The 14,026-nt window shown below is 58.3% G+C and carries 10 protein-coding genes; all 10 read right to left on the reverse strand.

Annotation, left to right across the window (positions count from 1 at the left end; translation table 11 throughout):
• Positions 1–3: 3 nt before the first annotated feature.
• On the reverse strand, positions 4–831 hold the full coding sequence (locus ACOCF6_RS03860) for a phosphoribosylformylglycinamidine synthase subunit PurQ (RefSeq protein WP_482459070.1): 828 nt from the start codon (positions 829–831) through the stop codon (positions 4–6).
• 72 nt (positions 832–903) lie between these two features.
• Positions 904–3,045 carry a DNA helicase RecQ gene (recQ, locus tag ACOCF6_RS03865; protein ID WP_482459071.1) on the reverse strand — a complete coding sequence of 714 codons (2,142 nt, stop codon included), beginning with the start codon at positions 3,043–3,045 and terminating at the stop codon, positions 904–906.
• Positions 3,046–3,055: 10 nt separating this feature from the next.
• The gene (locus ACOCF6_RS03870; protein ID WP_482459072.1) at positions 3,056–6,046 is read right to left on the reverse strand and encodes a phosphoribosylformylglycinamidine synthase subunit PurS; all 2,991 of its coding nucleotides are present in this window, start codon (positions 6,044–6,046) and stop codon (positions 3,056–3,058) included.
• A 1-nt stretch (position 6,047) separates the two neighbouring features.
• Positions 6,048–7,145: a mechanosensitive ion channel family protein gene (locus ACOCF6_RS03875; RefSeq protein WP_482459073.1), complete on the reverse strand. Its 1,098-nt coding sequence runs from the start codon at positions 7,143–7,145 to the stop codon at positions 6,048–6,050.
• Positions 7,138–8,433, reverse strand: a complete 1,296-nt coding sequence (gene purB / locus ACOCF6_RS03880; RefSeq protein WP_482459074.1) for an adenylosuccinate lyase — start codon at positions 8,431–8,433, stop codon at positions 7,138–7,140. Before purB ends, ACOCF6_RS03875 begins: the two co-directional genes overlap by 8 nt.
• Positions 8,434–8,473: 40 nt before the next feature.
• Positions 8,474–9,244 (reverse strand): MBL fold metallo-hydrolase, encoded by a 771-nt coding sequence (locus tag ACOCF6_RS03885; RefSeq protein ID WP_482459075.1) that lies wholly within the window; start codon positions 9,242–9,244, stop codon positions 8,474–8,476.
• A 228-nt stretch (positions 9,245–9,472) separates the two neighbouring features.
• Entirely contained in the window at positions 9,473–9,928 is a 456-nt protein-coding gene (locus ACOCF6_RS03890; protein WP_482459076.1) for a hypothetical protein, read from the reverse strand.
• Positions 9,929–10,029: 101 nt separating this feature from the next.
• Positions 10,030–10,917, reverse strand: a complete 888-nt coding sequence (xerD, locus tag ACOCF6_RS03895) for a site-specific tyrosine recombinase XerD (protein ID WP_482459077.1) — start codon at positions 10,915–10,917, stop codon at positions 10,030–10,032.
• Positions 10,918–10,939: 22 nt separating this feature from the next.
• Complete coding sequence (locus ACOCF6_RS03900; RefSeq protein ID WP_482459078.1) at positions 10,940–11,185, reverse strand: VF530 family protein; 246 nt, start codon at positions 11,183–11,185, stop codon at positions 10,940–10,942.
• A gap of 18 nt (positions 11,186–11,203) precedes the next feature.
• Entirely contained in the window at positions 11,204–13,915 is a 2,712-nt protein-coding gene (gene glnD, locus ACOCF6_RS03905; RefSeq protein WP_482459079.1) for a [protein-PII] uridylyltransferase, read from the reverse strand.
• Positions 13,916–14,026 lie beyond the last annotated feature (111 nt).

Raw genomic sequence — 14,026 nt, forward strand, 5'->3', positions numbered from 1 at the left:
ACGTTACACCAGATTCTTTCGCACATACTCGGCCGCATTTTTATACAGTATCAGGCCATCACCCTCTTCCGGCAGCTGTTCGCGCGTCCAGCGGGGATGCTGGGTATAATGGACATAGGCCTCGGGATGCGGCATCAGCCCCATCAATCGCCCGCTAACATCGCAAATGCCTGCAATGGCGTTCTGCGAACCGTTGGGGTTGGCGGGGAATTCCATGGTTGGAGCGGCATAGTCCGGAGCAGAATATTTGAACACCGCCAGGTGCTCACTCTCGATTCGCTCCAAGGTTGCATCCGAGTCGCACAGGAATTTGCCCTCGCCGTGACGCATCGGCAGGTAAATGCCCTTTTCAATGCCCTTGGTAAAGACGCTGGGCGAGGCCGGATCTACCTTCAGGTAGGTCCAGCGGTCCTGAAAGCGTCCGCAGTCGTTGTGGGTCAGGGTAACGGACTGTGCCAGGTAATGGCCGTCAAAGCCGGGCAGCATGCCCATCTTGACCATCAACTGGAAGCCGTTGCATACCCCCAGGATCAGCTTGCCGTCCGTGATGAAGCGGCTGAACTGCTCCACCAGCTTCTCACCACTGCCGGCCACGGTGGCGTGTTTCAGCCGGTTGGCCTGGGCCTTGGCGCTCCCCAGATCATCCCCGTCCAGAAAACCGCCGGTCAGGTTGAGGAAGTGGAAGTCATCCAAACGGATCTCGCCGGAGAGAATCTCTGCAATGTGGGCGATGACCGCCTCGTCGAAGCCCCCCAGACGGCAGGCATGGGCCGCCTCCATCTCGCAGTTGGTGCCGTTGCCGGTGATGACGATTGAACGTGTTTTTTTCATATATGCAGCTTCTCCTTGAGAACCGGATTAGTAGTGTAACCAATTGCCGCGGGTCTGTCCTTTAGAATATTTTCAGCATTGACGCCCTCTGCCCCTCGCCCCTCGAACCAGCCGCAGATCGGTATAACTGATGGATTCCGGCAGCCCCTCTTTCAGCAGCGTCAGGCTGACAGCGCCCAAAGTTTCCAGCCGGGCATCGATCAACGGCAGTTTATCCGCATCAACGAACCGGCGCAGATCGATATCCTGCCCGGCAGCCAGCAGCTCTTCCAGGTGGGAAACAATTGTCAGATCCTTCAGACCGCGCTGGGAAGCGATCTCCGGCAACGACAGTCCCTGCCGGTACAGGGCCAACGTATCGCGCTGGGTATCGCTCAGTTCCAGACGGAGACCGGCACAGTCAGCCCCGGGTGACGTCTGGCGGAGATATTCACCAATTGCGGCCAGGAATTGCCCACCATACTTGCGCAGTTTGTGTTCACCAACACCGGTAATCGCCAGCAGTTCACGTTCATCGCGGGGCCTGCTCTTGGCCATCTCCACCAGCGTGGCATCGGAGAAGACCACAAAGGGTGGAACTCCCGCACTATCAGCGATATGCTTGCGCACGGAGCGCAATTCTTCAAACAGGGCGCGATGGGCACCCTCACCGGCCCCGCTCTTGCGCCGCGACTTTTCTTCCACCTTGGCCACATCACGCGGCAGACCGAGAACAACCTGGGTCTCACCCTTGAGCACCGGACGGGCTGCCGGGGAGAGTCCCAGGGCGCCGAAGCGGGTAAAGTCCTGCACCAGATACCCCAAATGGATCAGCTGGCGGAAAATATTATCCCACTCCACAGAGGAAAGATCCGCGCCGATGCCATAGGTGGACAGTTCGTTGTGGCGCAGATCCAGGATGCGCTGTCCCTTGGCACCACGCAGCACATCGATGACATGCCGGGCGCCAAAACGCTCGCCGACCCGGTAAACACAGGAAAGCGCCTTTTTAGCCAGTTCCGAGGCATCGAAACGTTGGGGAGGATCTGTGCAGATATCGCAGTTGTCGCAATCATAATCGCGCTGATCACCGAAATAGGCCAGCAGTGCCCGGCGGCGGCAGGTCAGTGCCTCGGCATAGGCGACCATGGCGTTCAGTTTCTGCAGTTCGATCCGCACCCGTTCAGGATTGTCGCTGTTCTCGATCAGTGCGCGGGCGGTCATGACATCGCCCATGCCGAACAGCATCAGCGCCTCGGATGGCAAACCGTCCCGCCCTGCCCGGCCGGTTTCCTGATAGTAGCTTTCCACGCTCTTGGGCATGTCATAATGCACGACAAAACGCACATTGGGCTTGTCGATCCCCATGCCAAAGGCCACGGTCGCCACCACGATGCGCAAGTCATCGCGCCGGAAGGCATCCTGCACCCGGCGTCGCTCCTCGTCCGGCAGGCCGGCATGATAGGCGGCAGCGGTGAACCCGGCAGCATTGAGTCGTTCAGCCACCTGTTCGACCCGTTTGCGGCTGAGGGCATAGACGATGCCGGCCTCAGCCCGCCGGCCGCTCAGGAACGAGCCCAGCTGGGCAAACGGTTTGTTCTTGGGCATGACCGTATAGGTGATGTTGGGGCGATCAAATCCGGCGACGTACACCGTCGCGCCCTCGATCCCCAGCTGGCGGATGATGTCCTTGCGGGTCTCCGGGTCAGCCGTGGCGGTCATGGCTACAATCGGCACGGCCGGGAACAACCCTCGCAGCCTGCCGATCTGGACGTAATCGGGGCGGAAATCATGTCCCCACTGGGAGATACAGTGGGCCTCGTCAATGGCAAACAGCGCCAGCGACAATGTGGACAACCGTTCCAGAAACTCCGGCTGCATCAACCGTTCGGGCGCCACATACAGCAGGTCCAACTCACCGTTATCCATCTGCCGCGAAACGCGCCGGGCTTCATCCGAGGTCAGGGATGAATTGAAGCAGGCCGCCCGCACCCCATTGGCCAGCAGGGCATCGACTTGATCCTTCATCAGCGAGATCAGCGGCGAAACGACAATCGCCAGACCCGGGCGATGCAGGGCCGGAATCTGGTAACAGAGCGACTTGCCGCCGCCGGTCGGCATGACCAGAAAGACATCCTCACCGGCTACAACCTGATCAATGACCTCCTGCTGCGGCGAGCGGAATTCGTGAAAGCCGAAAACGGTCCTGAGGGTATGCTGGATGGTGGCGGTCACAGTTGTTTGGCTACAGTTCCCGCAACGTGCACTGCCAGGCTTCTTTGAGTTCAACCAATCCATCCTTGACCACAGCAGCACCGGAGAGTCCGATAATAGTCAGTGTCGGATCTTCCACTACCTCTCCGATCGAGGCAAAGCAGTTGCCGCTCATGATCGCCTCGAACTCGGCACGCTTTTCAGGATGGACCGTAACCAGATGACGGGAGGCCGATTCGGAGAACAGCAGTGTCAGGTCGTTCCGGCCGCCCTGATCACCCTTCCAGAGCACGCGGGCAAGGTCGAGGGTCATGCCGAAACCGCCGGCAAAGGCCGACTCCGCCGCTGCTACGGCCAGGCCGCCGTCGGACAGGTCGTGGCAGGATGCGACTGTTCCGGCCATAACCGCACGGTGGTAGGCCTGGTAGCGACTATAGGCCTTGGTCGTATCCACCTGCGGCACGTTGTTGCCGATGGAACCGCGCAGGGCAAGGTATTCGGAGCCGCCCAGTTCATCGGCGGTCTTGCCCAGCAGGTAGACGATGTCGCCGGGACGCTTGACATCCATTGTGACGGCCTTGCGGGCATCCTCCATCTTGCCGATAACGGAAAACAGCAGGGTCGGCGGGATGGAGATTTTGGTGGTACCGTCATAGAAGTCGTTCTTCATGGAATCCTTGCCGGAAATCAGCGGCAGGTTGTAGACCATGCAGACATCGTACAGCGCCTGGTTGGAGCGCACCAACTGGGCCATCTTGTAGGCGCCGTCGGGGGTCTTCTCCGACTGGACCGGGTCGCACCAGCAGAAGTTGTCCAGTCCGGCCACCAGTTCCAGTGAACCACCCACGGCCACGTAGTTGCGCAGAGCTTCGTCGACGGCGTTGGCGGTCATATGGTAGGTATCGATATCCGAGTAGCGCGGGCAGATGCCGTGGGCCGTTACCACCCCTTCGAAGGATTCCAGGATCGGCCGCACCACGGCTGCATCCGAGGGACCGTCATTGGCCACACCGCTGAAGGGCTTGACCACCGAGCCCCCCTGCACTTCATGGTCGTAACGCCGCACCACCGACTCCTTGGAGCAGATATTCAGGGCGGACAGCAGCTGTTTCAGGTCATCCGTGTAGTTTTCTTTTTGCTCAAGGGTCGGTTCCTCATTCTGCGGAGGGTTCCACTTGGCCGGCAGCTGCATGGGGGGCAGCCCCTCATGCATGAATTCCATCGGCAGCCAGGCCACGGTCCGGTCACCGTAGAGCATGTGAAAGACACCGTTATCGGTGAATTCACCCAGCACCGTAGCCTCCACGCCGAAGCGCACGGCCATGGCCAGAAAGGCATCGATCTGCTCCGGCGGCACGGCCAGGGACATGCGTTCCTGGGCCTCTGAAATCAGGATCTCCCACGGGTTGAGGCCGGGGTATTTGAGCGGCGCCAGGGCCAGGTCCATGCGGCAGCCGCCGCACTCGCCGGCCATTTCGCCGATGGAGGAGGAGAGACCGCCGGCGCCGTTGTCAGTGATGAAGCGATACAGACCCTTGTCGCGAGCACGGATCAGGAAGTCGAACATGCGCTTCTGGGTGATCGGGTCGCCGATCTGAACGGCCGTCACCGGTGAATTCTCGTTGAGTTCCTCGGAGGAGAAGGTGGCGCCGTGGATGCCGTCCTTGCCGATGCGGCCGCCGGTCATGACGATCAGGTCGCCAGGCTTGATGTACTTGTCATGCCCCGGCTGGCCGTTGACGACCGCCGGCATCAGCCCGGCCGTGCCGCAGAAAACCAGCGGCTTGCCGGCAAAACGTTCGTCAAAGACCAGCGAGCCGTTGACCGTCGGGATGCCGCTCTTGTTGCCACCATGCTCGACACCTTCGACCACGCCTTCGTAGATGCGGCGCGGGTGCAGGAGACGCGATGGCAGGGGCTTGGCATAGAACGGATCGGCAAAACAGAACACATCCGTATTGAAGATCAGCTTGGAGCCCTGGCCGGTACCGAACGGATCGCGGTTGACCCCCACAATGCCGGTCAGCGCCCCGCCGTAAGGATCCAGGGCGGAAGGGGAGTTGTGGGTCTCGACCTTGAAGACCAGCGAGTGGCTGTCGTTGAATTTGATGACCCCGGCGTTGTCCTTAAAGACCGACAGGCAGAAGTCCTTGGCACCCAGCTTCTTCCGCACATCCTTGGTGGTGCGCTGGATGAAGGATTTGAACAGGGACTTGATCTCCTGTTTGTTGCCGTTCTCATCCTCGTACTGCACCGTGCCGGCAAAGATCTTGTGCTTGCAGTGTTCAGACCAGGTCTGGGCCAGACACTCCAGCTCAACATCGGTCGGACGGGCACCCAGACCATGCTTCTGACGCTCGGCCAGAACCTTCGCATCACGGTAGTGGGCCTGGATAATCTGCATTTCGTCCAGCGTCAGGGCCAGGACGCCATCCTTGCTGATGCGCATCAACTCCTGGTCGGAAACCTCCAGATCGATCTCCCGCACCTCGGCCTTGGTCGTACCGCTCACCTTGGGTGCCGTTGCCGGGAAACCGCGCTTGGCAACGAACTCCGGGGCCGGCAGGATCGCATAGCGCTGAATCAGGGTATTGCAGAGCAGACCGGTCGCGATTTTTTCCACATCTGCGAGCGAGAGCGCCCCCTTCAGCAGGTACTGCACAGCGTAATAGACACCTTCGCCATCGCCAAAGGAACGACCGGTCAGATAGGCCACCGCTTCACGGGCCGTACGCCCGACATTGTCGGTGACGCCGGGCCGAAAGCCGACCTCCACGGCAAAATCAAAGCCGGCAGCCAGGGGCAGATCGATGCTCCAGGACTGGATGACCGGGTCGCTGAAGGGGCCGCTGGCGGCCTGCTCCAGCTCGCCCTGCGACAGGGCTGCGTCAACGGTATACACGTCGACCGTACGGACCTCATCGACCGGCAGGTGCAGAAAATGTTCGATCTCTCGTTTGATCCGCTCGCCGCGGGCATCACGGACGCCGTCTTTCAGGGCAATCTCTATTCTGTTGGGCATATCACTCAGGTCCTTTATCCATAATCACCGTCCGGATGGGGAACGGTATCTCGATGCCGCTTTCATTGAAGCGGCGCAGTATGTTGGTATTGATCTTGTCGGTTACAACAAACAGCTGGCTGTACTCCTCAACCCAGAAAAACAGACTCATACTGAGGGCAGAATCTCCGAACGAGGCAAAATAGGCCTCCGGTGCCGGATCGCGCAGAACGGCTTCACAATCCAGGGCGGTCGCCACCAGCAGTGCCTTGACCCGCTCCACATCGCTGCCATAGGCCACGCCGATGTTGATGCGCCCCTTGGCGCGGGCATCGGGAAAGGCCTGGTTGATCAGCATGGTGTTGCACAGATCAGAGTTGGGGATAATCAGCAGCTGGTTGTCCAGGGTCTTGATCTTGGTGCTGCGCAGGCCGATGTCGGCCACATCCCCGATCTGTCCCCCCGCCAGCTGGATACGGTCACCGATCCGGAAGGGCTGATCAAGCATCAGGGTGAATCCGGAGATCATATGGGCCAGGGTGTCCTTGGCCGCCAGGCCGATGGCCAGTGAGCCAATCCCCAGGGCGGTGACTACCGATAAGATATCATAATTGAAATGCTTGAGGATGATGATCAGGGCCGTGCCCATCAGGAACAACATGGCCAGTTTTTCCACAAACGGGATCATGTTCCGCGAAATCAGATCCTTGCTGCCTTGCTGGCGGCCGTTCAGGTACCACTGCAGCAATTCGTCCAGGGCGTGAAAGAGCAGATTAAAGAAGATGACCACCAGGGCAACAAACAGGGCGCCGGAGAGTACCAGCACAAGTTTTTCATGCAGCGGCAGCGAGCGGATCGCCAGATAGAGCCCCAGCATGATCAGCAAACGGGAAACGTGCGGTATGATCCTCTGCAGGATACGGTCGTCCAGGTCGGTCGTGGTTGCACGTGCCAACCGCTTGCCCCACTTGTTGAGGATGGCGCTGACCAGTTGAGCCAGCATCCAGAACAGCGACAGGATCAGCAGCGCGGCCAGGATTTCCTTGGCCCAGAACAGCAGGATGCCATCGGTTTCCACTGGTCGAAAAAGGCCTTGCAGGACAGACAAGAGCTTAAGCACGGAACACCCGCTTGAAGATCGTATCCACATGTTTCAGATGGTAATTCAGGTCAAAGGCCTCGCGGATTCTGGCTTCGCCCAGCGCCCCGATCACCTCCTGGTCGGCCAGCAGTTCCGTCTGGAAGTCCGCCCCCTGCTCCCAGACCTTCATGGCGTTGCGCTGCACCAGTCGGTAGGAATCCTCGCGTGACACCCCGGCCTGGGTCAGATCGAGCAGGATCTTCTGGGAGAAGACCAGTCCCTTCATCTGGTTGAGGTTTCTGGTCATATTCTCCGGATAGACCACCAGGTTCTTGATCAGGCCGTTGAGCCGGCGCAGGGAGAAGTCAAGCGCCACCGTGGCATCCGGGGCGATGTAGCGTTCGACCGAGGAGTGGGAAATGTCGCGTTCATGCCACAGTGCCACGTTTTCCAGGGCCGGGATACAGAGTGAGCGGATGTAGCGGGCCTGACCGGTCAGGTTTTCGGACAGGATCGGGTTGCGCTTGTGGGGCATGGCCGACGACCCCTTCTGTCCCTTGCTGAAGAATTCCTCCGCCTCCAGCACCTCGGTGCGCTGCATGTGGCGCACCTCGATGGCGATGCGCTCCATGGACGAGGCGATGATCGCCAGGACACAGAAGTACTCGGCGTGGCGGTCGCGGGGGATGACCTGGGTCGAGACCGGCTCGGGCTTGAGACCCATTTTCGCGCAGACATACTCTTCGACGTAGGGATCAATGTTGGCAAAGGTGCCGACTGCGCCGGAGATGGCGCCGGTGGCGATATTCTCCCGGGCGGCCGCCAGGCGGGTCCGGTTGCGCTGCATCTCGGCATAGAAGGAGGCCAGCTTGAGGCCGAAGGTAACCGGCTCGGCATGGATACCGTGGGAACGGCCGATGCAGACCGTATCCTTATGTTCATAGGCACGTGTTTTGAGCGACTCCAGCACCATGTCCAGATCAGCCAGCAGCTCATCGGCCGCCTGGGTCAACTGTACCGAAAGGCAGGTATCCAGCACGTCGGAGGAGGTCATGCCCTGGTGGATAAAGCGCGCCTCGGGGCCGACGTATTCGGCTACGGAGGTCAGAAAGGCGATCACGTCGTGCTTGACCTCGGCCTCGATGGCATCGATGCGGGCGATATCGAATGCGCCCTTGGCGCGGATGACCGGCACGACCTCTTTGGGGATCACACCCAGCTCGGCCTGGGCCTCGCAGGCCAGGGTCTCGATCTCCAGCCAGATTTGAAAGCGGTTCTTGGCAGCCCATATCTGGGCCATTTCAGGGCGGGAATAGCGTTCGATCATGCAAAAACTCCTTGGTGTAGTATCAGGTTCAAATGAATATCTAGATGGTTATCACACAACTGGCCTTGAACTGGTCACCGATAACGATCGATGGCGCACAAACGTTCTGGTCCCGCAGAAAAGACTCGGTCGTGCGCAGCACATGGTCGGGGTGGTTGTTGACCTCGGACAGGTGGGCCATGACCAGCGCTTCCAAACCGTCATGGGCCAGTTCATGCAGCAGTTCCAGCGATTCCTCGTTGGAGAGATGGCCATGTCGTGACTTGATGCGCTGCTTCAGCTCCCAGGGATAGGGGCCGTTCATCAGCATATCCAGGTCGTGATTCGATTCCAGATTCAGGAAACGGCAGCCGCGCAGCTTTTCCGTGACCAGGCGGGTGACAATCCCCAGATCAGTAGCCGATCCGCAGCGCCCCTCGTGCGTTTCGATCACAAAGCCGACCGGGTCGCAGGCATCGTGGGTAATCGGAAACGGGTCTATCCGGGTACCTCTGAACGCAAAGGCACACCCGGATTCGAACTCGATCACCTGCGTCTTTGACAGGTATTTGTCCGCCTTGCGGCGGACCAGATGACTGACCAGCACGGGAACCTTGAATTTGCGTGAAAAGGAGCCGGCACTGCGGATATGATCGATGTGTTCATGGCTGACCAGGACGGCGTGAACACCGGCCGGATCAACACCAAGGCCCTCCATGCGCAGCAGGGTCTCGCGCAGCGACATGCCCACATCGATCAGGACACGGGTGTCTCCGGTCTCCAGATAAAGGCAATTACCCTTGCTGCCGCTGGCCAGCGAACAGATTTTCACTCGGACTCCAGTATTCTCAGGTTGAAAAGCTTATGCCCCGAAAGGCTTGGAAAAACGCAGGATTGCAGATGATTATGTTTACGCGCTCTGGCGTCAGTGCGGCAAAATCGGAAGCTTTCTTTATACAAGAATAGCGGCAGAGTTTCAAGGCGAAAGAACTGTGAGCGGCTGAAGGTATCTGTAAACAGGAGGTGAGCTTCGGATGGGCGGCTCTTGCACAAGCGGCATCTATTGTGTGCCAGATTTATTTTGTTTCTGCCACAATTTCATCAGACCGAACAGCAGAAGCAGCACGAGGATCGGTACAAAAAAGGCAACCAACGCGATTGCGGAAAATTCACTGATGAAACGGGCCGCCGGATCTCCGGGAATATTGGTTCCCGGCTCTGCTGCGAGAAAATAAATCATGGCAGAGTCACCCGGTTTCAATGAGGTGCAGGGCTGATTTCCGTACCCGTCCCCCCCGCTCCCGCTGTAGTTTTTCCCCTCAACAGCGAAGCTATACGAAAAGGTCATGCTGTTTGCGCAGGCAGTTGTCGTGACGATCGCATTGGCTGCTGTGCCGCCGGTCATCAACCGCACGTACGTCAGCCATTTCACGCTCCCGAAGAGCGTAAAAACCAGCAGCACCGAGATGACATAATAGGAAACGAAATAAACCCGCCGCGATATTGCAGTAATCATGGCTACCTTCCTTTGTATAAATACTATCTATATGCCTATCCACTGGAGCTGGAAAACTAATTATTCCGACAAACGACCCCGGTTAGCAAGGTCCCTCGAGTTCATCCCCGCGGATGGATCTGCTGATGCAGACGTTTCAGCCGTTCACGGGTGACATGGGTGTAAATCTGGGTGGTGGAGAGGTCGGCATGGCCGAGCATGACCTGTACACTACGCAGATCAGCACCGTTTTCCAACAAATGAGTGGCAAAGGAGTGCCGCAGGGTATGGGGCGAAATATTCTTGCTGATGCCGGCCTGATACGCCCGTTTTTTAATGATGTTCCAGAAGGCCTGCCGGCTCATGGCATCACCCAGCCGGGAAAGAAACAGGAACCGGTTCTGCCGGCCGGGATCGAGCCGGTAGCGCACCCCCTCCAGGTAGGCGCTGACTCGCTGGCAGGCCGATTCTCCGATCGGCACCAGCCGTTCCTTGCTGCCCTTGCCCAGAGTCATCAGGTAGCCCGCATCCAGGTTTACCTCGCGCAGCTTGAGCCCGACCAGTTCCGAAACGCGCAGACCGGTGGCATAGAGCAGCTCCAGCATGGCCAGATCACGGATATTTTCTCCGGACGACCCCGCACAGGCGGCCAGCAGGGCATCCACATCCTGCGAGGAAAGAAAATCGGGAAGCTTGTGCAGGGTGCGGGGCGCCTCGATGATCGAGGCGGGATTGACCTCGGCATAGTTCTCGATCATCAGAAACTTGTGGAACATGCGGATGGCGGAGAGGCCGCGCGCCCGACTGCGGGGACCGATCCCCTGATCCTTGAGCCGCCCGAGGAACGCGGCGATATCAGCGGATGTCACACTGGCGGGCGCACTCCGCCCCTGTTGTTCCAGGTAATCGAGATAGCGCGCCAGGTCGCGGCTGTAGGCCTCCCGGGTGTTAGCGGAAAGCCCTTTTTCCACGGCCAGGTAGCTGATGAAGAGGTCAAGGTAGTCGTTCATGGCAGCACATAGATACGTTCTGTCATAGCCTGTCCCGCAGATACAATGCCTCAACCTTATCCCTGGCCCAGGGGGTTCGCCTCAGAAACTTCAGGCTGGACGTGATGCTCGGGTCATGGGTAAAGCATCTGATGTCAATGCATCTCCCCAACTCCTCCCAACCGTAGCGTTCCACCAGATCGGTCACAATCATCTTCAAGGTGACGCCGTGCAGCGGGTCAATAACAGAATTATGAATTATGGATGTTGAATTATGAGTTTTATTCATCCTTCATCCTTGCCTCTTTCACACCCACTCGTCTATGGCCGTTTTCAGCTGTGTGGTTATCTCCGCCAGTTTGTCGTCAGCAACGATTTTATGTCCGAAGATATCCCGCACATAAAACACGTCCGCGACCTGGTCGACCTTGGTGGATATCTTTGAAACGCCGATATAGAGCCCCAGTCGGGTCAGGGTGCTGGTGATCAGATACAGCAGGCCAACCTTGTCGTGGGTGTAGATATCGATTACGGTATAGTCCTCGGAAACCTCGTTGTCGATCTCGACCCGCGTTGCAAAGCGTGGCGCCGGACGGGAAGTCAGCAGGGTCGGGCGCTGACGGCGCGCCACCAGGTCGGTGACCTTGACCTCGCCATGGATGGCCTGGCGCATCTCTGTTTCCACCTTCTGCCAGCGCTGCTCATCCACAATCAACATCCCTTGCGGCGAATTCACCTGCAATACATCCAGCACCTTGCCGTTGCGGCTGGTATTGATCTGGGCCCCCAGAATATTGACGCCGTTGGCCGCCATGACGCCGGTAATCCGGGAGAACAGCCCCGGCATATCCAGGGCACAGATGGTAAACTCGGAATAGCCGCTGGCCGGTTCATGGGTGAGCTGCATCAGGACATCCGTCTCATCCATGCCGATCAGCAGGCGGACATGATCCGCGATGGCCGGCAGGTTGTTGGAGAGCAGCAGGCGGACCGGCATGGCCTTGAGTTCTTCGCGCACACGTGCGGCACTGTATTCGTCCTCAAGCATGGCAGTGACCTTTTTGATGACCGCCTTGACCCGTTCACTGCTGGCCTCCAGATGAAATTCTCCCCGTTCCAGAACATTGAAGGCCTTTTCGTACAGCTCCTGAAACAGGAGCGCCTTCCAGGAGGTCCAGACCTCGGACCCCACTGCCCTGACATCGGAAATCGTCAGGAGCAGCAGCATCTTCAGGTTTTCACTGGTCTCCATCTGGCGGGCAAACTGGACAATCATATGTTCATCATGCAGGTCGCGGCGCTGGGAGATATGTGCAAAAATCAGATGCTGGCGCACCAGAAACTCAAGCCGCTCGCTGTCCTCCCGGGAAAGCCCCATACGCCGGGCAATGGTCGGGATCATGGCAGCCCCCTTCTCGGCGTGACCACCCCCTTCGCCTTTGCCGATGTCATGGAACAGCACCGCCAGAATCAGCAGTTCCGGCTTGCCGACCTGGGCTGCAACCTCGCACGGAAACGGCAGCAGCTCCCTGGATGTGCCGTTGAGCATCTTTTCGGCCTCTTCCACAGCGAAGAGGGTGTGGATGTCAACGGTATAGATGTGGTAGAGATCGTGCTGCACCTTGCAGTAGATATGCTCCAGCTCGGGGATGTAGCAGTTGAGAAATTCCAGGTGGTGCATCAGGCGCAGGGTCTCGGTAACATCCTTTTTAGCCCGCAGGATGTTCATGAACGACTGGTTCACTTCCTTGTTGCGCCGGAATTTGTCGTTCACGAGATGCAGGTTCTTTCTGATCACCCCTTTGACGCGCACATTCAATTGCACGCCATGCTTCTGGGCCAGCTCGAAGATTCTCATCAGTACAGGAGGATTGGATTCCACGACAGATTCATCGGGTATAATCAGCTCACCCTTGAGCACGAAGCAGCCATCGCCGACCGGCCGGCGCACGAAATAGCCGAGGATTCTCAACGCACCTTCATCCCGCCAGATACAGCGCGACATCAGGCTGGAGGCAAAGTGCTCCACCCGGTTGGCATGGCGGTAATAATCCCGCATGAAGTCCTCAACCGCCAGGATCCGCCCCCGATCCTTGTACCCGAAAAAACCGGCCAGATGGACCTGGGCATCAAAGGTAAGCTGGTCGTTCTTGCGGCCGTTGAAATAATGCAGTTCATTGCGGATACGCCACAGGTAATCGAGGGCTGAATTGTAGCTCTCCAGTTCTTCTTCGCTGAGGATGCCCTTGATGATCAGTTCCTTGGCGTCGCTGAACTTGAACTTGACCCGCGCCACCCACATGGCGGTCTGCAGGTCGCGCAGTCCCCCCTCCCCTTCCTTCAGGTTGGGCTCCAGCAGATACACGGTCGAGCCGTACTTCTCCCGACGCGTCTTCATGTCCGACATCTTTTCCTTGATGAACTTGTCGCTGGACTTTGGCAGGATCTGGGTAAAGATGGTCTTGTGCAGGGTGTTGTAGAGTGACCTGCTGCCGCTCAGATAGCGGGCGTCCATCAGGGCGGTCTTGACCGTCCCGTCGGCAGCCGCCATCTCGACACAGTCGGCAATAACCCGCACCGAATAACCGACGTCCAGGCGCATATCCCACAGGAAATAGAGCAGCTTCTGGGCGATGTCCTCAACCCGGGCGGCAGACAAAGTGCCGTCATGCAGGAACATGATATCGATATCGGAATAGGGATTGAGTTCGCCGCGACCATAGCCCCCCACCGCCACCAGGGCGATATGTTCCATCAATGCCCCGCTGCCGTCCAGATCGTAGATAATACAGTGGAGCAGCTTGTTGTTGAGTTCATCGATCATGTCGCAGAGCAGGTGGGTAATTTCGGTCCCCGAGGCCCCACTTGCATGCAGTTTCCTGATCTCATCCCGGTACAGGGCCAGAAAATTCTTGCAGCCCGAGAAATAGAGCGGCCGCTTTTCTTCAAAACCGGCCATGCCCGAATCGCCAATCGCGTTTATGTCATCAGGGAAATAGGGATCGATAAAGAATTGCATGAAGCCTCCGCAGCATATATCCACTCGTCTGTTTGTCGAACAATCTTTATGCTACGAATAAAGGATGCAAGGCAACCGATTTTTTGTGGAAGTCAACGGGGGAATTGGCCG

Source organism: Geobacter psychrophilus (assembly GCF_056821595.1).